23 protein-coding genes, 2 tRNA genes and 1 pseudogene are annotated in these 20,366 nt (G+C 34.4%); 11 read left to right on the top strand and 15 right to left on the bottom strand.

What is annotated here, in order from left to right; translation table 11 throughout:
- The first annotated feature begins 17 nt into the window (after nt 1–17).
- The 5 genes from SACI_RS06730 (at nt 18) to SACI_RS06710 (ending at nt 3,898) form a co-directional block, all read left to right on the top strand.
- Nucleotides 18–638 carry a DUF4443 domain-containing protein gene (locus tag SACI_RS06730; RefSeq protein WP_011278239.1) on the top strand — a complete coding sequence of 207 codons (621 nt, stop codon included), beginning with the start codon at nt 18–20 and terminating at the stop codon, nt 636–638.
- Nucleotides 635–1,717 carry an ATP-NAD kinase family protein gene (locus SACI_RS06725; protein WP_011278238.1) on the top strand — a complete coding sequence of 361 codons (1,083 nt, stop codon included), beginning with the start codon at nt 635–637 and terminating at the stop codon, nt 1,715–1,717. The genes SACI_RS06730 and SACI_RS06725 overlap by 4 nt, the downstream gene beginning before the upstream one ends.
- Before the next feature lie 73 nt (nt 1,718–1,790).
- Nucleotides 1,791–2,510, top strand: coding sequence for a hypothetical protein (locus SACI_RS06720; RefSeq protein ID WP_011278237.1), 720 nt, complete (start codon nt 1,791–1,793; stop codon nt 2,508–2,510).
- Between the two features lie 235 nt (nt 2,511–2,745).
- Nucleotides 2,746–3,036, top strand: coding sequence for a hypothetical protein (locus tag SACI_RS06715; protein ID WP_176586687.1), 291 nt, complete (start codon nt 2,746–2,748; stop codon nt 3,034–3,036).
- Between the two features lie 40 nt (nt 3,037–3,076).
- Nucleotides 3,077–3,898, top strand: a complete 822-nt coding sequence (locus SACI_RS06710) for a hypothetical protein (protein ID WP_011278235.1) — start codon at nt 3,077–3,079, stop codon at nt 3,896–3,898.
- Here SACI_RS06710 and SACI_RS06705 read toward each other — a convergent pair.
- Complete coding sequence (locus SACI_RS06705; protein ID WP_011278234.1) at nt 3,825–4,565, bottom strand: hypothetical protein; 741 nt, start codon at nt 4,563–4,565, stop codon at nt 3,825–3,827. The genes SACI_RS06710 and SACI_RS06705 overlap by 74 nt on opposite strands.
- Before the next feature lie 123 nt (nt 4,566–4,688).
- Here SACI_RS06705 and thsA point away from each other — a divergent pair, with 123 nt between their 5' ends.
- Complete coding sequence (gene thsA, locus SACI_RS06700) at nt 4,689–6,365, top strand: thermosome subunit alpha (RefSeq protein ID WP_011278233.1); 1,677 nt, start codon at nt 4,689–4,691, stop codon at nt 6,363–6,365.
- 37 nt (nt 6,366–6,402) lie between these two features.
- Here thsA and SACI_RS06695 read toward each other — a convergent pair whose 3' ends face one another.
- Nucleotides 6,403–6,747 (bottom strand): hypothetical protein, encoded by a 345-nt coding sequence (locus SACI_RS06695; protein WP_011278232.1) that lies wholly within the window; start codon nt 6,745–6,747, stop codon nt 6,403–6,405.
- A gap of 144 nt (nt 6,748–6,891) precedes the next feature.
- On the opposite strand from SACI_RS06695, the gene SACI_RS06690 reads away from it, so the two are divergent.
- Complete coding sequence (locus SACI_RS06690) at nt 6,892–7,197, top strand: hypothetical protein (protein WP_015385608.1); 306 nt, start codon at nt 6,892–6,894, stop codon at nt 7,195–7,197.
- Here SACI_RS06690 and SACI_RS06685 read toward each other — a convergent pair.
- Nucleotides 7,189–7,578: a hypothetical protein gene (locus SACI_RS06685; RefSeq protein ID WP_048054400.1), complete on the bottom strand. Its 390-nt coding sequence runs from the start codon at nt 7,576–7,578 to the stop codon at nt 7,189–7,191. The two genes, SACI_RS06690 and SACI_RS06685, sit on opposite strands and share 9 nt — an antisense overlap.
- Nucleotides 7,565–7,762 (bottom strand): hypothetical protein, encoded by a 198-nt coding sequence (locus SACI_RS06680; RefSeq protein ID WP_011278229.1) that lies wholly within the window; start codon nt 7,760–7,762, stop codon nt 7,565–7,567. Before SACI_RS06680 ends, SACI_RS06685 begins: the two co-directional genes overlap by 14 nt.
- Nucleotides 7,763–7,815: 53 nt before the next feature.
- Here SACI_RS06680 and SACI_RS06675 point away from each other — a divergent pair, with 53 nt between their 5' ends.
- Both SACI_RS06675 and SACI_RS11655 read left to right on the top strand, forming a co-directional pair.
- Nucleotides 7,816–9,672, top strand: a complete 1,857-nt coding sequence (locus tag SACI_RS06675) for an arginine--tRNA ligase (protein ID WP_011278228.1) — start codon at nt 7,816–7,818, stop codon at nt 9,670–9,672.
- Nucleotides 9,673–10,024: 352 nt separating this feature from the next.
- A pseudogene (locus tag SACI_RS11655) lies at nt 10,025–10,174 on the top strand (putative integrase); the annotation flags it as partial.
- A gap of 33 nt (nt 10,175–10,207) precedes the next feature.
- Here SACI_RS11655 and SACI_RS06670 read toward each other — a convergent pair.
- Together SACI_RS06670 and SACI_RS06665 are read right to left on the bottom strand one after the other, a co-directional pair.
- Nucleotides 10,208–10,282: transfer RNA gene (locus tag SACI_RS06670), tRNA-Arg, on the bottom strand.
- Between the two features lie 125 nt (nt 10,283–10,407).
- Nucleotides 10,408–11,391 carry an alcohol dehydrogenase catalytic domain-containing protein gene (locus SACI_RS06665; RefSeq protein WP_011278227.1) on the bottom strand — a complete coding sequence of 328 codons (984 nt, stop codon included), beginning with the start codon at nt 11,389–11,391 and terminating at the stop codon, nt 10,408–10,410.
- A gap of 167 nt (nt 11,392–11,558) precedes the next feature.
- On the opposite strand from SACI_RS06665, the gene SACI_RS06660 reads away from it, so the two are divergent.
- Nucleotides 11,559–11,649 (top strand) — tRNA-Thr (locus SACI_RS06660).
- Here SACI_RS06660 and SACI_RS06655 read toward each other — a convergent pair.
- From SACI_RS06655 to gcvT, 9 genes are all read right to left on the bottom strand, one after another.
- Nucleotides 11,649–11,780, bottom strand: coding sequence for a ribbon-helix-helix protein, CopG family (locus tag SACI_RS06655; protein ID WP_011278226.1), 132 nt, complete (start codon nt 11,778–11,780; stop codon nt 11,649–11,651). The two genes, SACI_RS06660 and SACI_RS06655, sit on opposite strands and share 1 nt — an antisense overlap.
- A gap of 69 nt (nt 11,781–11,849) precedes the next feature.
- Entirely contained in the window at nt 11,850–13,019 is a 1,170-nt protein-coding gene (locus SACI_RS06650; RefSeq protein ID WP_011278225.1) for a SufD family Fe-S cluster assembly protein, read from the bottom strand.
- Nucleotides 13,020–14,459, bottom strand: coding sequence for a Fe-S cluster assembly protein SufB (gene sufB / locus SACI_RS06645; protein WP_011278224.1), 1,440 nt, complete (start codon nt 14,457–14,459; stop codon nt 13,020–13,022).
- Between the two features lie 70 nt (nt 14,460–14,529).
- Nucleotides 14,530–15,276, bottom strand: a complete 747-nt coding sequence (gene sufC, locus SACI_RS06640) for a Fe-S cluster assembly ATPase SufC (RefSeq protein WP_011278223.1) — start codon at nt 15,274–15,276, stop codon at nt 14,530–14,532.
- A 26-nt stretch (nt 15,277–15,302) separates the two neighbouring features.
- Nucleotides 15,303–16,304: an AbrB/MazE/SpoVT family DNA-binding domain-containing protein gene (locus SACI_RS06635; RefSeq protein ID WP_011278222.1), complete on the bottom strand. Its 1,002-nt coding sequence runs from the start codon at nt 16,302–16,304 to the stop codon at nt 15,303–15,305.
- A 73-nt stretch (nt 16,305–16,377) separates the two neighbouring features.
- Nucleotides 16,378–16,752 carry an Hsp20/alpha crystallin family protein gene (locus SACI_RS06630; protein WP_011278221.1) on the bottom strand — a complete coding sequence of 125 codons (375 nt, stop codon included), beginning with the start codon at nt 16,750–16,752 and terminating at the stop codon, nt 16,378–16,380.
- A 4-nt stretch (nt 16,753–16,756) separates the two neighbouring features.
- Nucleotides 16,757–17,503, bottom strand: a complete 747-nt coding sequence (locus SACI_RS06625; protein ID WP_011278220.1) for a proteasome assembly chaperone family protein — start codon at nt 17,501–17,503, stop codon at nt 16,757–16,759.
- Nucleotides 17,503–17,919, bottom strand: coding sequence for a glycine cleavage system protein GcvH (gene gcvH, locus SACI_RS06620; protein ID WP_011278219.1), 417 nt, complete (start codon nt 17,917–17,919; stop codon nt 17,503–17,505). Before gcvH ends, SACI_RS06625 begins: the two co-directional genes overlap by 1 nt.
- Before the next feature lie 7 nt (nt 17,920–17,926).
- Entirely contained in the window at nt 17,927–18,982 is a 1,056-nt protein-coding gene (gene gcvT, locus SACI_RS06615; RefSeq protein ID WP_011278218.1) for a glycine cleavage system aminomethyltransferase GcvT, read from the bottom strand.
- 40 nt (nt 18,983–19,022) lie between these two features.
- On the opposite strand from gcvT, the gene gcvPA reads away from it, so the two are divergent.
- Nucleotides 19,023–20,366, top strand: coding sequence for an aminomethyl-transferring glycine dehydrogenase subunit GcvPA (gene gcvPA, locus SACI_RS06610; protein WP_011278217.1), 1,344 nt, complete (start codon nt 19,023–19,025; stop codon nt 20,364–20,366).

Here is a 20,366-nt window from a genome sequence, read left to right as displayed (position 1 = left end):
TACGCTACTATAAAAACGTGGAAGAAATAATATCGCTTTTGAAGGTCATTGAACCAAAGAAGGGAAACAGACCTAACTTCGATGAAGCCCACGTGCTAATAGCTTTGGATACCATAAATAAACATCAGCCAATTGGAAGACAATTATTAACGCGTATGTTGTCCCTGTCAGAAGCATCCATAAGAACCATGATAAGAAGACTGAGAGAACTTGAGTTTGTGGAGGTTGACAGAGTTGCTGGGATATTTATCACAGATAAGGGCAAAAAACTATTAGAATATTTACATGAAAGAACTATTATACTAGAAAATGTTATGATATATAGTATACAGTGGAAAGTAAATGGTGTTGTAATCCTAAATGGCATCAACATACTAAACAAAATAGGAATTTTAGACCTCAGAGACAATTTAGTTAAATTAGGTGCATCTAAAATATTAATTGCAGTCAAAAACGATAATCAAATTGAATTACCACCTAAAACATTCGACGAAAGTGAAGAAATCAAGAGATTAAAAACTGAACTAATAGAGAAATTTTCAAATATTCCCAGTGACTCATTAATTATTCTTTTTGAACCCCAAGATATACATTTAGCATATAAGATAATTTTTGCACTACTCAATATACACCTATGAACGAGACAATTTGTTTACTAGTGAACCCTGTAGCAGGAAGCGGAGGTAGAATAGGACATAAGGGTAGTGACGATTTAAGGTTTTATAACCCAGAGATACACTCAAAAATGGAAAGATTCCTTTCTACAGTACCCAAACAGGTTAAATTTATAGTACCTCCTGGAATTATGGGTGAAGCCTTTCTTAAAAAACACGACTTCAAATTTAGTGTGATAGATATCCACATAGACGATCCCACGACAAGACAAAATACTATCGAAGCTTCCAGGACGTTTTTAGAACTAGAATGCACAATAATTGTGTTTGCCGGTGGAGACGGTACAGCTAGAGACATATACAGTGTTGTAAAGGACAAAAAGTTACTACTTGGCATACCTACAGGTGTAAAGATGCATAGTGGAATTTTCGCTAATACACCAGAAGATGCAGGACACTTAATTAGAGAGCTAATCAATAAAAGAGTGGAAATAGTTGATGCTGAGATATTAGATATAGACGAAGAACAATATCGAAAAGGAAAGTACGATGTAAAGTTATACGGTTATGCTAAAACCATATCTTTTTCTACGTATTTAACACCTAGTAAGACAGAAATATACTCAGAACAGGAGGAATTAAATGAGATAACAGACTACCTGTTGGATAATGTATTTCAAAACCATCCAGATGCTGTTTTCATAATAGGTCCAGGTTCTACAACTAAGTACATTATAAAGAGATTAGGTTACGAGACAAATTTTCTTTGTACAGACGTAGTAATTCGGAATAAACTGATAGGAAGTTGCGTTAGTTATAATGATCTGTTAAATTTAACCGGGGAGTTAAAACTTATAGTTACACCTATTGGTGGCCAAGGATTTTTGCTGGGTAGAGGAAATCAAGAGATAGGACCAGGAGTATTAAAGAGAGTAAATAAGGATGATATAATAGTGATCTCTTCAAGAAGAAAATTACAAACATTTGAGTGTTTGAGGATAGATACAGGGGATCCTGAAGTAGATAAGAAGTTCTTAGGGATATACAAAGTAATAGTTGGTTATAACGAATTTGAGCCTATTAAAATATGTAATATTACCTAATTAGAAGATTTTGGAAATACTCATGGAGTATAATTTGGAGTATATTATATTTTAGTTTGCATAATAGTAACTGATGCCCAAAGAAGATAGCGAGATTGACATCACAGCAATTGAAGAGAAGATCCTTAAGAGCGGTCCAAGGTCTAAACTTATGGAGGCTGTTATGATACTCCTTCTCGCCAGACCCCTCAGAACCTCAGAGATAGCCACAAATCTCAACCTGGATACCAAATACGTAAGTAGCTATCTGAGTTATTGGAGGAAAAAAGGTCTTGTATATCAGGAAGCGGGAAGATGGCACTTATCAAGAGTAGGGGAAGATTTAGCTAAAGAGATCCTAGAGAGTAAAAACAATACTAAATTTACTGAATATCTTGCAATAGCGAAAGAATTATACAATGAAAAGGTTAAACAGACAATAAACGACAAAACAAAGAAAAAAGATAACAAGGATAGAAAAGAATTTTTGTTGTTTATTGACCAACAAACCAGTCAAGATGTAAATAAACGACAAAATAAGGAACCTGAGGTTTGTATCGAAGAAGTACTAGAAAAGTTAGACGCAGATGAGAAAGATTTGGTCTCTTTCCTATTGAAGAAATATAAAGAGTGGGGAGCTACTTATGTATATTTAGATCAACTTCAGGAGGAATATGGAGCTGATAGTGGTTGGTTATTTAGAGTTTTAAGAAAATTACAAACTAAAAGAATTCTCTATTTGTATCATGATCCTAAATTGGGTCTCAGGATAGGTTTTACACAGTCCTTAAAAGATAAGTTAAATGAGTGTTAAAACACTCATTTTCCTATCATAATATCTTCTACTACAACTCAAGTTTAAACAACGTTATTTTATGCTAATAAGCTTCAAACTTTATACAAACTCTGGAAATAGTTTTTATACCATCCACCAAAATACTTTTAGTAGTTGTAGTAGTAATCTATTTTACTGTTTGCATAAAATTAATCCTATTGTGGTGGAAAGTTTGACAAGCTCAACAAGATCCTCAAAAATATCTGAAGATGAGATGAATAAGGTATTAGCAAAAGCTGAGAAAGAAGCTGAAAAGAAAGATCACAAAAAACAATGGATTGAAAAAATGATAAAAAGTGCAAAAACTTACCACAAATTATGTCCACATTATGACAGGAAGTCCAGTATTTGCTTCCTAACTCTAGGTGGTGCCAAGTGCACTAGAGAAGGTAGATTTGAAAATTGTCCTGTATTTATAGAAGATTTGGAGAAAAAATATAACGATATAGTATCAAAAGGTAAAATGCTTCCGATGGATTATCTTGATTTATCACATACAGTTTAAAAGATGTTTTTAAATAATCAGGAATAACATAGGGGATAAATTGCCTAAACGTAAAAAACAGGAAGAGGAGAAGAGTAAGGAGAATAGTACAAAGGAGGAAAAAACTAAATCTACTAAGAAAAAATCCACTAAGGAGAAGTACGTAAATCCTTTAGAACTATTAGATGAATATTTAGATGAGGTAATAAACTCATTAGGAATAGCTTATCTTAACCTAGATAGAGAAGGTTTCAAAGAGTTAATTAAGGAACCATTTTCTGCAGCTGTTGGAGAGGTAAAAAGTAAGCCTAAATCAAGGACTATAATCAATAGGTTATTAGCGAATAAAGAAGCATTAATGGAATTCCTTGCAGTCAAATTACTTAGGGTAGTCAATCCTGAAAAGCTTACTAATGATCAGTTGGAGTTTGTCGTATTTAATATAAAATCTGCAATTAAGGATTTAGGACCATGGCTATATGAGAAGTGCAACCAATTGAACAGGAAAGACTTAGAAGATATTTTGAGGTCAACCTGGGCTACTTATGGAATTAACTCCCCGGTTAAATGTCCAAAATGTGGATTTAATTCAATAATGCCAGACCTGTCTTGTTATATTTGTAAATCAGTAATCTCAATGAAACAATTAAAGGAAATAATAGGAGTAATTTCAGTTCTCCAGGATTATTATGAATTTGATAAGGAGGGATTTAAGGAAATTCTTACAAAGGGATACTTCTATTACAGCTGGGATGGGGTGATTCCTCCAGGTAAATCGAAAAGTTCAGATTTATCTCTAGTGTTTGAGGTTATTTTAAATAAAGATGAGAAGGAGAAGCTAAATAAGTTTTACACCGCTCACAATATTCCTGCCCAGAGTTGATATAAGCCCCGCAGTTCTTACATTTATTATCAGTCCTAAACAGATTGATCGTATTAAAGTATGTATGAAAAAGCTCATAATTTTCCCTCAACTGCTGGTTAACCCAATCAAATATAGTATTGAAAAGTTCATCCTTAAATTTGATTTTATTATAGTCAATTTTGGAGAAACATTCTATCTCTTGAATAGGAGTCGAATATAGTGGTATGAATATGATTGTCGTATCAATTATACTGTAGGGGTTGAACAAGCTCAGGTAAGAGTAATCAGATATAGATATCGATTCTAACATATATGCCAAGAAAAAGTTAGATGTAAAAGGAAGAACCTTTATTTTATAATCTGATAATTTTTTACTTTCCAAAAGCAAATTCCACATATACTCATTTATATAATTATAATTCGAAATCGAAATTTCGACCTTTTCTATCTTTAAGTTTACTCTATAAAACGCTTTACCTATTATTGATTCAACTATATCAGATATTTGCTGGAGCGGTTCTGGGCTTATTATAGCTACACGATCATTGTAATTAAAGAGTTTAGATTGATGCATCTCTTTCCTTACTCTTTTTACTATTTCGTCCTTTCCGCACATAGAACAGAGTTTTCTTCCACCAATAACTGTGAAGTACTCCCTCTTTCCGCATCTCTGGCATAAATCCATACTAAGCCCTATCTATTTTGAAAGTCAAAAATTTATGTGTAAACAGCGATATATTCCTGAAACTACTTAAGAGAAAAATTTATATATAACCGATTCTAATGCAAACCAGAAACGGTGTCTCAAATGGCTGGTCCAGTTCTCCTATTTAAGGAGGGTACTTCAAGAAGCAGCGGTAGAGATGCTTTAAGGAATAACATTTTAGCTGCTGTAACTTTAGCCGAAATGTTAAAGAGTAGCTTAGGACCTAGAGGCTTAGACAAAATGTTGATAGACAGTTTTGGAGATGTGACTATAACTAATGATGGTGCAACTATAGTCAAAGAAATGGAAATTCAGCATCCTGCAGCAAAATTACTAGTAGAGGCAGCAAAGGCTCAGGATGCTGAAGTGGGAGATGGTACAACATCTGCAGTAGTATTGGCAGGTCTGTTGTTAGACAAGGCAGAGGAACTTTTAGAGCAGAATGTTCATCCAACCATAATTATAGATGGTTATAAGAAAGCTTTGACTAAGGCTTTGGAAATCATTGACCAATTATCTCTAAAGATAGACGTAAATGACTTAAGTTCTCCCACTGCAAAGGCTCAATTAAAGAAGATTGTATCAACTACAATGTCCAGCAAGTTCATAGCTGGAGGAGCAGAGGAAATAGATAAAATAATTGACCTTGTGATAGATGCAATCACTATAGTTGCAGAGAAGAGACCAGACGGTACATATAATGTACCTCTTGACTTAATAAAGATTGATAAGAAGAAAGGAGGAAGTATTGAGGATAGTATTTTAGTTCACGGTCTTGTGCTAGACAAAGAAGTAGTACATGCAGGAATGCCAAGGAGAGTAGAAAAGGCAAAAATTGCTGTATTAGATGCAGCTTTAGAGGTTGAAAAGCCAGAAATATCTGCAAAAATCAGCATAACTAGTCCTGAGCAGATAAAGTCTTTCCTTGATGAAGAGGCTAGATATCTCAAGGAGATGGTAGACAAGCTAGCTTCAATTGGAGCAAATGTAGTAATCTGCCAGAAAGGAATTGATGATGTAGCCCAGCACTTCCTTGCAAAGAAGGGAATATTAGCCGTTAGAAGAGTTAAGAGGAGTGACATAGAGAAATTAGAAAAAGCATTAGGAGCTAGAATTATTAGTAGTATTAAGGATGCTACACCAGAGGATTTAGGATATGCTGAACTAGTTGAAGAAAGAAGAATAGGAAATGACAAGATGGTATTTATTGAAGGTGCAAAGAATCCAAGAGCTGTGAATATCTTATTGAGGGGATCCAATGATATGGCTCTAGATGAAGCCGAAAGGAGTCTTAACGATGCCCTACATTCATTAAGAAATGTTCTAATGAAGCCAATGATAGTTGCAGGTGGCGGTGCAGTCGAGTCAGAGTTAGCCTTGAGGTTAAGAGAGTATGCAAGATCTGTTGGTGGCAAAGAGCAGTTAGCCATAGAGAAATTTGCTGAAGCATTAGAAGAAATTCCTATGATATTAGCTGAAACAGCAGGAATGGAACCTATTCAGGCTTTAATGGATCTAAGAGCTAGACATGCAAAAGGATTAGTGAATTCCGGTATTGATGCAGTTAATGGTAAGATTGCGGATGATATGATGAAGATTAACGTAATAGAACCCGTGAGAGTAAAATCTCAGGTACTAAAGAGTGCTGTAGAGGCTGCTACTGCAATATTGAAGATCGATGATTTAGTAGCTGCATCTGCACTGAAGACTGAAAAAGGTAAGAAAGAAGGTGGAGAGGGAGCAGGAGCAGAAACTCCTGGCGCACCTTCATTAGAGTGAATACAGTATATTATTTTTTATTATTTTACATTCTCTCTCATTTATACATCATAAGTTGATTTGTTTCTTCACCAGAATAACCGTCTAATTCTTCAAGTATTTTGTTAACTGCATCTTTTATTTTCTGATTATTATAGCTTTCATTTACTATATGAAGTAATTTTTTAGATAAATTCACACCTATAATGAAAACTAGGTTGATAAAATCTGGACTGAGTAAATAATCGGCTAATCTTTCTGGTTCCCCTCCATAAGATGAAAAATTGTATTTAGCCTCTGCTTTAGCAAGTAGTTTTCTAGCCTCATCTAATCTTTTTACATCCAGTGTAGTAGGTGTTAAAACTTTTGTGACTATATGCCTTAAGAAGTCTGGCTCTCCCAATTATGTCGCCTAATATATGTAATTTTATATTGTCATATATAAGTTGTAATTAGTAATGTCTTTTCACTCTTCATGAATACTTTTAAGGTATATAGATTATAATTCATATTGTAAAAAGTAAGAGAGTGTAGGTTCATGTCGTCTATGAGTAGAAGGGGTAAAAAAGCATCAAGTAAGGCTGAAGACGACAAAATATTAACTAATGTAGAACGGAAACTAAAAGTTCTTTATTCAGACAAAGAAGTTGTTGTAATGACAGCCCCAAATGAAGAGGAGTTAAAAGAAATAATATTAGATTTACTTAAGGATAAGCCAATGAACTTGAAGGAACTTCATTCTGCTCTATCTGGAATTGCTAGTGAAGATAAGATAAGGAAAGCCTTATCTGATTTAGCGGAAAAAAATATGGTTACCCTAATGGAAGACGGAAAGTATGCTAAGTTAGGCTAAGTTTCTAAAGGGACAATCTTCCCACTCTTTATTACATAAAACTGCTTGTGATCTGGTTAAGACTCTTCCCAGAACTTTACAATGCGCAACTAATCCCTTTTCTGTTCTAACCAACTGAAAATATTTACACTCACTATCTAATGGAGTATCCAATATGTTTATCTTATTATAAAACGAAATTTCTTGTTCTATTTGACTATCCTCTATCACATACTTGTTTAGCCCTTCTTCACTGTCTTCGTCTCTTGCTACATAATATCTACATGATCTAAAATTACCCATACACCTGTTAGAACTGGTCACAGAGTCTGTAGGAGAATCTAAAATGGGTGATGTACAGTAGCCATTTTTGTAGTATGGGCATATATTACGTTTCTGCAACCTCTCTCACTATTACATGAACACCTAACAGGTTATTATTTTCCTCATAGCTAGGAATGGTTATTCTATTTATGACAATGTTATCTACATCATTTATTTTATCCAATATTTCTCTAACCACATTTTCATCGATTTTAGCACTATTTATTATATTATTTACTATTAATATTTCAGCCCTTTTCATGATTAGTAAGTTAGAATAAAAAAAGATATAAACACAGTGGCTTATGCACAGTTGTGAATCCTATAAGAAGTGTAAAAGAGGAATTTTGTGAAATTGTTGCTAATGGACTGGGTATTAGCAAAGATGTAATATTTAAAACCCTAGAATATCCTCCTAGGGAGGAATTAGGAGATATATCATTACCCTTACCCTCATTAAAACTAAATGTTAGAACCGAAGTAACGTTTTCCCATGGAAAATTAATAAAAGAGGTAAGAAAAACAGGGATATATGTAAATGCCTTTGTCGACGAGAAAGAACTATTCAAATTACTCTTCACTGAAATGCAGGATGATTACGGAGTGGAAAAAACTGAGAATCCAAAAAGAATTGTAGTAGAACACACTAGTGCTAATCCTATACATCCTTTACATATAGGTCATCTGAGAAATTCAATATTAGGTGATACGATATCAAGAATGCTTAAAATAAGAGGACATGATGTAAATAGGAGATTTTATGTTAATGATGCAGGAAGACAAGTTGCAATACTAACATTAGGATATATTCTTTTAGGCGAACCTGAGCCATCACCCAAAGTTGACCATTGGTTTGGGCTAATCTACTCTATCACGAATGTTATAATAGAAATAAGGGAACTAAAAGAGGAACTTAAGAAAGATTTAGATCCTGATACTTATAAAGATAAAATAAACAGGCTTGACGAGCTTGTAGCTACTGCTCAATCATTGAGAGAAAGAAACCCTGAATTCTTTGATAAATTAGCAGATGCAATAAACTCAATTCCTGATGTAGAAAGTGAAATCCAAAAAATTATAAAGAGTTATGAGAAAGGCGATGATCCGAAAATTAAGCAGATTGTGAGAAAGATCGTTAATTTAAATTTGGACGGATTTAGGGAAAGTCTCGATAAGTTAGAAATCAGTTTTGATGTATATGATTACGAAAGTGAGTTATTATGGAGTGGTATGGTAGACGAGATTTTGAGTAAGGCATTCCAAATTGCTAAAGACTATAAGGGAACTAAGGCTCTTGAGCTTGAAGATATTAACGAGAAAATAAAGGAAATTCTTAACATACCGAAAGGCTTGAAATTACCACCATTAGTTTTAACCAGATCAGACGGAACATCATTGTACACAACTAGGGACATTGCATATACTGTGAAAAAATTCTCGGATTTCAAAGCAGATACTGTAATTAACGTGATAGCTGAACAACAATCAATTCCTCAAATGCAATTACGAGCATCACTTTATCTTTTAGGATATGAGAGATTAGCACAAAATCTGGTACATTACTCATATGGCATGGTAAATCTTCAAGGAATGAGAATGAGCGGAAGATTAGGGAGATTTATTTCATTAGACGATGTAATTGAAAAGGTAAGCGAAGTAGCAAAAAAGAAAATTGAGGAGAAGTCTGGCGATATAACTAATTTGAGAGATATAGTTAATTCAGCAATAAGATACGCAATATTATCTGTTGCTTCAAATAAGCCTGTAACATTTAATATTAATAACATAGTAGATTTTGAACAGAACAGCGGTCCATATCTCCAATATACCTATGCTAGAGCTTACAATATATTAGCTAAAAATCAGGACGAAATAAAACTCACTGACGCAGACTTGTCGGATTTAATTGGAGATAAAAGACGTCTTCTCTTACTAATAGCAAGATTTCCAGAGACTTTTAATAAAGCCATAGACGAATTAAGACCTGAAGATCTAATTGACTTCCTAAGAAGAACAGCTGATGTCTTTAATAGATGGTATAATTTTGAAAGAGTACTACAAGAGCCTGATTATAGGAAGAGGATTACAAGACTGTTTATCGTTAAGGGAATTGAGAGGGTATTATACAATGGTCTTAATGCATTAGGGATAAAGCCTCTAAGCAAGATGTAAAGAAATTTGAATTAAAACCATATTTTTCTGACATTGCGGAAACTGAGATGTTAAATTATACTTTTTGATTCGTGTAACAAGATAAGTTGTGAAGAGGAAGAAGTTTGTCTTACTGTTAATTTTTAAATAATCAAGTTAGAAGTTGTTGTTAAATTTCTTGTATTTTACAAAGGGATTTTACTCCCCGGTTAATTCAATAAAAATTATAACCATTAATGCGCCCATATTTTTTAGTTAGTACTAATGAGGATTTTTTATCACGAACTTTCAACTCTAGGTAAAATCTCGTAACTTTTAACGAGTTACCAACGCCTATAAGCGTGAATTGGTAACCATAATATGGAGCGTGAAAATGGCGAGAGAGAAGACGCGTTATAAATATGGTGACTATATTATACGTGAGATTAAAGGGCGGTATTATGTGTATAAGCTAGAGAATGTAGGCGATGACGTAAAGGAAACTTACGTGGGACCTTTAGATAAGATCGTAGAGTTTTACATTAGCAGTGGGGGTGTGGGGGATGTACCCCCACAGCGGACCCGCCGGGATTTGAACCCGGGACCACTGGCTCCGAAGGCCAGCGCTCTGTCCTGGCTGAGCTACGGGTCCATAAACTAACATATCCTCAAGACTTTATATAAACTTTGTACTTAGACCGCTCATAAAATAACAGTTGTCGAAAATTTGATTTTTATGGTTCAGAAAGAAGAACAGTAAAAAATGTTAGGTTTTATTCAAGAGATTTTAATCATTGGTCTTCCGTCCCTATCTTTCATAATACTTGCAAGGGCTTCTTTACCGTCTTCAAGATTATATACCTTAGATACCTTGACTTTGCAGTCTTTGCATAACGAGATAAGTTCTACCATTTCTTTTCTACTTCCTCCAGTAGTTCCAATTAGCTTTTGGTGCTTTCCGTATAATGCTGAGATATTTATTTTTCCATCAGATCCCGTAAGTCCACCGAAGAACACTAGTCTACCATTCACTCCTAGCACTTTTAGGCTTAAGTCCCATATTGAAGTTCCAACAGAATTAATTACTACATCAGCTAATTTCCCACCTGTTAGATCTTTAATCTTATTTTCAGCGTTTTCATAGTCAACAACATAATCAGCAAAATCCTTAACCCACTGTTTTCTACTTACAGCTATTGTTGTGGCACCCATCTTTCTAGCTAATTGTAGTGCAAATTGTCCTGTATTACCTGAGGCTCCAAATACTACTACAACATCTGTTGGTTTAACGTTTGCTTCCTTTAACGCATGATAAGAGGTCAAAGCTGCAACTGGTAAACTTGCAGCTACTTCATCAGGTAAGTTAACCTTAAATACGTTCTTTTCTGGTACAGCAAAATACTCTGAGAATCCACCATTTGTTATAACACTAATTATTCCACCATTTCTGCATAACATTTCCATCCCGGCAAGGCAGAAGTCACACTCTCCATCAAATACTCTATTATACACTACTACTTTGTCTCCTGGCTTTACTGATTTAACATGTTCTCCTACTTTTACAATTTCTCCGTAAATTTCTGCTCCTGGAATATGTGGTAGTGGCTTTACCGGTATTCCCTCCACGACAAAGTAATCTATAGGGTTTACTCCTGCCATTTTAACTCTTATTAATACATCATGTGCACCTATCTCAGGTTCTTTTATATCTCCAAATTTTAGGTTGTTTAAACCACTCTTTTCGAAGAATAACGCTTTCATGTCAAATATAATCATTGACGCTTTAGTAAAAAAGGAATTAAGTTACCTTTTGGTAATTAACTTTTAATTTTAAAATAGATAGAAAATAATTTCTACTTCATACAATCCTTTTCATATGGTGTTATCAAGGAATAAAACTTTAAATCCGTTAAAGACTATTTTTATTTGCCGCCGTAGCTCAGCACGGCCAGAGCGCTGGCCTTGTAAGGATGGCTTCAGGACAGCCAGTGGTCCCGGGTTCAAATCCCGGCGGCGGCTTACTTCCTATCCTTTAAGTACCTTATTAGTGCTTCTCTTATAATTTCGCTCCTACTTGATTTAGAGTTTATAGCGTAAAGATCTAGCTCTTGTAGTAAATCCTCATCTACTTTAAATGTGATTACTCTCATCGTAAATCGAGTATTACCATCTCAAATGGTTATATATTAAAAATATGTTCACAAATGAAAATAGAGAGACTAGACTGAAACTAATATCTTACGCTCCGTAAGTATTTCGTTAATAAGATCAACAAGGAATTTAGGATCATTCTCGTCAATCATAAACCCTTTTATTATAAGAGACTCAGCTTCCTTTCTGCTAAATCCTCTAGATTCCAAATAGAATATTAAATCTTCAGGAACTTTAGATATAGATGCTGAATGTTTAGCCATTTGTACTTTTCCAGTCTTAACTTCTAACATAGGTGCTACTATTGCCTTTGAATCTTTCCCTATGGTATAGGCTTTTCCAATTATTGATGTGGAGGAGTCAATTCCGCTTTCACTTATTATTGCATTCCCTCTAACTATAACTAACGAACTATCTGTAGAAATTCCTCTGAGGGTTCCTTCACTTCTACTCTGTACTCCTAAGTGATTTACAGCAACTCTAATATCAACATTATTATCCTCTATGCCTATTGCCCTTGATGAAAATGTGGACTGAGCTTTTTCATCTAAATCAACATAATAATCTATGTGAGTTAGCTTAGTTTTAGATGAAAATATATTCGCATTTATTGTTCCCTTAACTAATCCTTTTGTATAAATGAAGGAATGGGCTGAAAGAGAAATTATGGACAAGTTAAGAGTAGAGTTTTGCGGTACTACGAACGAAATCAAACTTGAAGTCATCGAGTTCTGATCATCGGTTTCACTAAAGTACACTACATCAACATTTTCACCTTCAGGGATCTTTAGCTCTATATTAGCTGGTATTAATGAGTTACTGGACGAATTATGGTAAATTAATAATTTTCTAGGTGTGATTGCAGATAGATCAATTATTGTCTTTTTAGACAATGCAAGGACTAAACTTACTAACTTATGCTCATCAGCTTTTATTAGAGCATTCTCCGGCTTATCTTCTATCTTTATAAATCCATCTAATTTTGTGGGTTGGGGTATAGTTAGAATTTTATACTCCTGATCTAAAATAGGTTTAGAAGGTTCTTTAGCATTAATATCTTTTATTTCTAAGTTTAATGCTTCAAGTCTATTCCAGTCAGTGTAATGTTTTAAAGAAGGAGAGTCGTTTATTCTCTGGTATGGCATTGTAAGAAATTGTGAAAGAAGTCTTTCTCTTTCGCTTCTATTTTCTAATTTAGAAATGTAATTTTGTGCAGAAGAAAAATCAATTAAGCCCATTTAAGCCACTGCACCTAGCTTATCAAGTTCTAGCTTAATAACTTTATTCAGCATTGTAGCATATTCGAAAGGCATCTCCTTCATTATCTCATCAATAAATCCTAGAACTAACATTGATACAGCTTCCTTCTCGTCTATTCCCCTTGTCATCAGGTAAAACAGCTGATCCTCATTCATTCTGAATGTGTGAGCCTCATGGGCTACATCAGCATCTTCCTCGAATACTTGATTATGAGGGAATGTATAGGCTTTTGTCTTTTCATCTAACATTAATGAATCACATTTTACAAATGCTTTAGAGCCTACTGCTCCCTTATTAACTCTAATTAATCCTCTATATACGTTAAGACCTCCCCTGAAACCTATATTTTTACTAACTACTTTGCTCTTAGTGTATGGTGCTGCATGGATCATTTTTGAGCCACTATCTTTCCACTCACCTTCTCCGCTCGTGAATGTTACTACTAAGCTAGTTGAGGATGCTCCTTTACCTCTCAATATAGTAGACGGATATACAAAACTATATCTAGAACCTAAAGAACCCTCAACCCATTCTACTGTCGAGTTTTCATCAGCCCATGCCCTCTTATTGTTGAAATTGATTATGTCTTTACTCCAGTTTTGGATAGTTGTAAATTTAATATAGGCATTTTTCTTTGCGTATAATTCAACCATTCCATCATGGAATGAGAATTTCTTTAGCTGTGGAGCACTACAACCTTCAATGAAATGGATATATGATCCTTCATCAGCTATAAGCAAAGTGTGCTCAAATTGACCTTCCATCTCTCCACCTATTATGAAAAATCCCTCAACTGGCATTGTTATTTTTACTCCCTTTGGTACATATACGAATACTCCTCCACTCCATAAAGCACCGTGAAGTGCAGCAAACTTATGATCAGATACGGGGAATATCCTTGTAAAGTACTCTTTTACGATATCTGGATATTTCTGAACAGCCTCCTCAGGTGGCATCATAATTACGCCTTTTTTCTGCAACTCCTTCTTTACATTACTGTAAATAGGTTCAGATTCAAATGTGGCTACTAGACCTCCTAAATATTTTTGTTCAGACTGAGGTACTCCTATTTGTTCATAATATTGTCTAATTTCTGGTGGAATTTGTGACCAGTCTGAAGTTCTCTCTACATCTGGTTTAACATAAATCTCCATTTTGGAGATATCCAATGCTGATAAGAAATCTGGTAACCAGTTAGGTGTTGGGATTTTCTCAAATAATTCAAGGCTTTTGAGCCTTAGTCTAAGCATCCATTCAGGCTCTTTTTTAACTTTTGATATTTCAGCTATTACATCTTTACTTAAGCCTGACTGTACAACTCTCTTATGAAATTCTTGCTGAGATATTTGATTATGCTTAGCTTCTATGGCGGCATTAATTATCTCGTTCAAGTCAACGGATATTTTTTCTTCTGGCAATTGAATTACCCAATATAAACTCTGTTAAAGATAACATTTAAACTTAGTCATCAATGTTTTATGAATAGTTTTATAAAAACTGTTTTAGAGCTCCTTCGTACCCTTTCTCATCGACTAATTTTGCTAATTCCATACCTCCGCTTCTTACTATTTTACCGTTGTAGAGTATATGTACTTTATCGGCATTTAGATGCTCTAATATTCTTCTGTAATGAGTTATTATTAAGAAGCCAGTATTTGATTCAGACTTTAATTTTAATATGGCATCTGAAATGGCTTTAAGCCCATCCACATCTACACCAGAGTCGGGTTCATCAAGTATGGCTATTTTCGGTTTTATTAATAACATCTGTAGAATCTCTGTTCTCTTCTTTTCTCCTCCGCTAAAGCCATCAAATATTCCTCTATTAAGTAGAGAGTCATTAACTCCTACTGATTTGCTGACTTCTTTTATCTGTTTGATAATCATCTGAGGTTGTGCTGTTGAACTATGCATTCTGGAATACTCTGCTATTAATAAAGTTGATAGTTTAACTCCACTAATTTCTATAGGGTTCTGGAAGGCAAGAAATATACCTTTTCGCGCTTTTTCAAAGGTCTCTAGGCTAGTTATATCCTCGTTATCAAGTAATATTTTGCCCTGAGTTATTTTATATTTAGGATGACCCATCAATGCTAAGGAAAGTGAAGTTTTTCCACTTCCATTAGGTCCCATTAATACATGTATTTCTCCTGACTTTATTTCCATGTCTATTCCTTTTAGTATTTTTTTACCTTCAACTTCAACATGGATGTCCTCTATTTTTAACATGACCATTTCTCTGTCACCTGTTTATATTTGTTTTATGAGTTAAAATTTCTCTCTATCCAAGGAGCGTCCTCTAAGAATATGGAACAGGAGGAGTTATTTAAAGCTTCTTCAAGGTTAAATATAAGATCTTCAAAATAATTTCTAATTAAATTATCTTTTATATCCAATCTTTCATATTTTTGTTTAAGCTGATTTATTAATGTATAACCGTTCGAAATTCTCTTTATACTGGGGAAAAGTATGCTCATAATGATTTCGTCAAAAAGGTCGTTAGTCTCCCTGAACATATCAATTAAAGTTTTTGCTTGTTCTTGTGGAAGTGAAATTTGATTATGTTTAATTTCATCATACAATTTAGATATAATTCTGTAGACTCTCATCATTATCGTAGAATTGATTGCTATTATGAAGTTCCTTACTTTATCCCTTTCTGCCATATATTTATTCCCTATACTTCTTCTCAATAGCATGAGGTATACTCTTCTTAAATCTTCTAATGTTTGTTGAACCTCTGTGCTCTGTTGTCCTCTTAAATATTCAATTATTTCATCTACTTTCTTAGAAATAATATTTAATATTCTTCTAAGTAATGTCTCTGAACCAAGCTTCTCAGTATCAAGTAGGCAATCTAATCTTATTAGGTTATTATTGTTCTCTGCGACTTCAATTCCTACTAGATTCTTGGACAAAGTAATTACATTTTCAACCTCTTTTGGATCTAGGTTTTTCTTGGTCGTAAATAACATTTCATCATATCCTAAAATATAAAGAGAAGGTATGGCGTTTACTATACTTTGTTTATAATTGTCCACGTCAATTTTAATGCTCTTTTTAGTGTAGGTATTTTTCACTTTTTCCGCAACGAGTCTAAGACCTCCATCCTCGGAAATTTCTATAATAATTTTATCACCAGGTTTTACTCCCCATTTATTGATCCACTTCTTGGGTAAAGTTATAAAGAGTGAAGATGAACCTAATCTTTGTACCTTTCTAGTCTCTACGTCTTTAGAAAATCTTCCTGCTCCTTCACTCAAAACCAGTTCACTGTTTATCCTATTTTAACACAGTTTATAAAAATCTTTCTAAGTATTATTAAGAGTATGAAAATTATCTATGCTTTTTCAAAGTAACTATAATAAGCCATTTTTCTCTCCTTATGTTAGCTGTACCCGGGTCAATGTCTGGTGGTAGTCTTATCCTCAGAAAGTATCTTCCACCAGATTTGGTCATACACTCTACTCTCATTATATCTTTAACTACATCAACTTTTAGACTCTGTAAGTCTGCTTTTGGTATATCAATTATATATTCATATTCGTCCATTAATTCTCTCATTGTATACAAGGGCTCTCTGGAGAACCCTATACTTTCTTCTACTTCTTTGATTTCTTTCTCGATCTCTTTCCTTATCTTCTTTAGTCTCTCTTCTTCTTTCTTTATCAGGTTATTAATTAAGTCCTCTAAATCTTTAAAAACTGGCATAATCTCACGCGTATGTCATCGGTCTACCTGTTGCGTACTTTGGTAATTCCTCTCTAGTCTGAGACATAAGTCCCCTAATTCTCTCTCTAACTTCCTCAGCCTCTTTAAGTAGTTCTTCTGTATCCAAGGGGAAACCAATGTATTTTGACAAGATGGATAAAGCTATTGCGGAAGCTTCTGGATCTGGCAAATCCATAAAAGATTCGACGACTATTATTATATTATTTAACTTTTCCCTTTGGGAATAGGATAATATGGGGGCATAAGGACCTGCTATATATCCTTCACCAAACTTTTTCGACAATCCCATTTTTTCTATCTCTTCAGTTACTTGTTGGTTATTCCCTATTACAAATGAATTTAGTGTAGTCGCAGATAATCTGTTCTCTACTGGTATGCCTGTTATGGAAATTATGTTATTTATCCCATACTTCTTTGCGAAGTCGATCAAAGTTTTAGCTATCTGGTTAATCACTGAGAAAGGTAATGCTATATATGAGTGAAATACTATCATGTTCTTACCATTATGATAAAACTTCAATGGTGATTTAGCTATTCCGTCTCTTACATGCATTATCGGCGGTAAAATATCAGGTGCATAAATAGTAGCAAATTCACTTAATCCTAATTTTTTGACAAGGAATTCGGTGGCAATTGTACCTACTAATCCAGCATCGGGTAATCCGACAATAAGGTAAGAAGGTCTTGTTAACTGTGGTATATAATCCTCTAATATTTCTACACTGCTCATTAAATTCCCTCTCTTTGTTTTATCGAAATAATGTATTGTTCGAAATTTAGTAATTTAGATACCTCTTTCTCATCTTTTATCTTTAGTTTGAATATCCATCCCCTACCATAAGGATCCTTATTAATTGTCTCAGGGGAACTCTGTAATTCCTTATTTACTTCTAGTACACTACCGGAGAGAGGGGAAAATATATCTGCAGCAGCCTTAACAGATTCCACGACAGCAACTTGTTCTCCTATAGTTACTTCTCTACCCACTTGTGGTAGTTCTATTCCTACTATATCCTTAAGTTTCTTCTGAGCGTAATCTGTTATTCCAACTGTTGCAATGTTCCCGTTGATTAATATCCACTCATCGGTCTCGGTGTAATGCCTATCTTTAAGAATTAGATATTTACCGTCGATTACTACACTCATTAAAGTTTCACCTCGTATTAATAAGAGGGAAATCGGAAATTTTTGCTTTTACTTGTTTCCCTCTAATATCTATTGCAAGCTCATAGCCTATGTAAGCGTACTCAGGTTTTATGTACCCCATTCCAATAACCCTGTTTAAATAGGGACTGAATGTGCTACTTGTTACGTATCCGACATCCCTTGAGCCTAAGGGAGACTTTATCTTATAATCTTTTCGAGGAAGAAGTCTATCATCTTTCTTAAGTTTGAATCCTAATCTTATTCTATTAACACCATTCTCTACATGTTCCATTATTTTTTCTTTACCTATGAAATCCTTATCGAGTGAGAACACCCAATATCTTGCTTCCACTGGTGTAATGTTGGAATCTATGTCCTCTCCGTATAATACGTACCCCATTTCTTGCCTCAAACTATCTCTAGCTATTAATCCTGCCGGTTTTATACCAAGTTTCAGTAATTTCTGAATTATCGAAGTTAGCGTATTTGCATCAGCCCAAACTTCTAAGCCATCTTCTCCTGTCCAACCTGATCTACTTAGTAAAAATACGTTTTCCCCAAGAAACTTGGTATTTAAAATAAACTCTAGTGGTTTAACCTCAGCTTTTTCTATGAAATTCCAGACGTTCCTTCCCTGAATTGCAAGCATCCCATATTTAAATGTCAGATCTTCAACATTCAATCCAGAATTTTTTCCTATCCAATTAATTATTTTCTCACGATTTATAGCATTAGTTACGATTAAGAATTCATTTTCTGATACCTTATAAATCATTACATCATCTTCGAATCCTCCCTTGTCATTAAGAAATGCTGTGGGTCCAATCATTGAATTTGGTTTGTTTTTAGAAATTTCTTTGGAGACGAGGAATTCCAGTTCATTTTGGTTTCCTGAAACTTTAAGTCTACCCATATGGGATATATCAAAGAATGCTACTGATGTTCTTACTAGAAGATGTTCGTCTTGATAACTAGTATATTTCATAGGCATTTTCCAGTTTGCGAATTCTCCTATATCTGCATTTAGTTTTGTCTCAATATCCAAAAGTGGTGAACTAAACATTATTAACCATCTGGTATATAATGTGAGAATGACCTTAAATATGGAAATGCATCCTTGGTTACCTAACTTAAAGTATACCGAGGAAATGCTCAAGGAAATAGGCGTTAATGACATTATGAATTTATTTTCTGACGTTCCTCAAGATTTGATACTTAAAAGGAAACTTAACATACCTTATGATAAACCTCTTTCCGAGTACGAGATTTCTCAAAGGCTTAATGAACTGAAGAAGAAAAATCTAGAACTTAAATACCCTCCTTTTATAGGAGGGGGTCTATGCCCTCACTATATACCGGAGGCTGTAAAGTTCATTATGTCTAGATCGGAGTTTTATACTGCTTATACTCCGTATCAACCTGAAATCTCTCAAGGTCTTCTGCAGGCAATTTATGAATATCAAAGCCTTATGGCTGAATTATTAGAAATGGAGTTTGTAAATGCATCAATGTACGATTGGGCTAGTGCTATAGCGGAAGCTGTTCTGATGGCACATAGAATAAATCGGAGAAAGAGCGTGCTTTTGCCTTCAAATATGAATCCTTACCATAGAGAGGTAGTAAAGACATGGGTTTACGGTAAAGGTATCAGAATAACCGAATTGCCTACAGATTCTACATCAGGTCAAATAGATATCGAAAAATTAGAACAAATTAACACAGACGACGTATCTGCCATTTATATTCAGCAACCTAATTTTTACGGAATTTTTGAGGAAAACATAGAATATATAGTGGATTTTGCAAAGAAGAAAAATATAATAACTATTATGGGGGTGTCTCCATTATCTCTTGGTTTAATTAAGCCCCCAGGGGAATACGGTATTGACATAGCAGTAGGTGATGGGCAAGAAATTGGATTACCACTAAACTATGGAGGTCCGCTTATGGGCATTTTTGCTGTAAGGTGGGATTCTCAACTAGTGAGACAAATGCCTGGTAGGATTGTAGGTTTAACAAAAGATGAAAAAGGGAATAGGGCTTTCACATTAATATTGCAAACAAGAGAACAGTTTACAAGAAGGGAGAAAGCCACATCAAATATAACTACAAATGAAACACTTATGGCAATAGGTTCAGCGGTCTATCTTTCGTTATTAGGTAAACATGGTCTAAGGGATCTAGCAGAAGAAATATATGTAAGAAGTCACTACGCCAAAAAGAAATTTGAAGAACTCGGTTTTAAATCTCCATATTCAGGGGAGTTCTTTGAAGAATTTGTAATTCAATTTCCTAAGAATTATAATTTGATCCATTCAAGTCTCTTAAATAAACGAATACACGGGGGTTTACAGCTAAATGATTATTGTGCGTTATTTTGCTTTACTGAGGTCCATACAAGGGTTATGATTGATGAGCTAGTCAAAAGTATAGCGGAGGTGCTTTGA

The sequence above is a fragment of the Sulfolobus acidocaldarius DSM 639 genome, assembly GCF_000012285.1.
GTDB classification, from domain to species: domain Archaea; phylum Thermoproteota; class Thermoprotei_A; order Sulfolobales; family Sulfolobaceae; genus Sulfolobus; species Sulfolobus acidocaldarius.
Note: the sequence above shows the minus strand (reverse complement) of the source record. Positions and strands in the feature narration are given on the sequence as shown.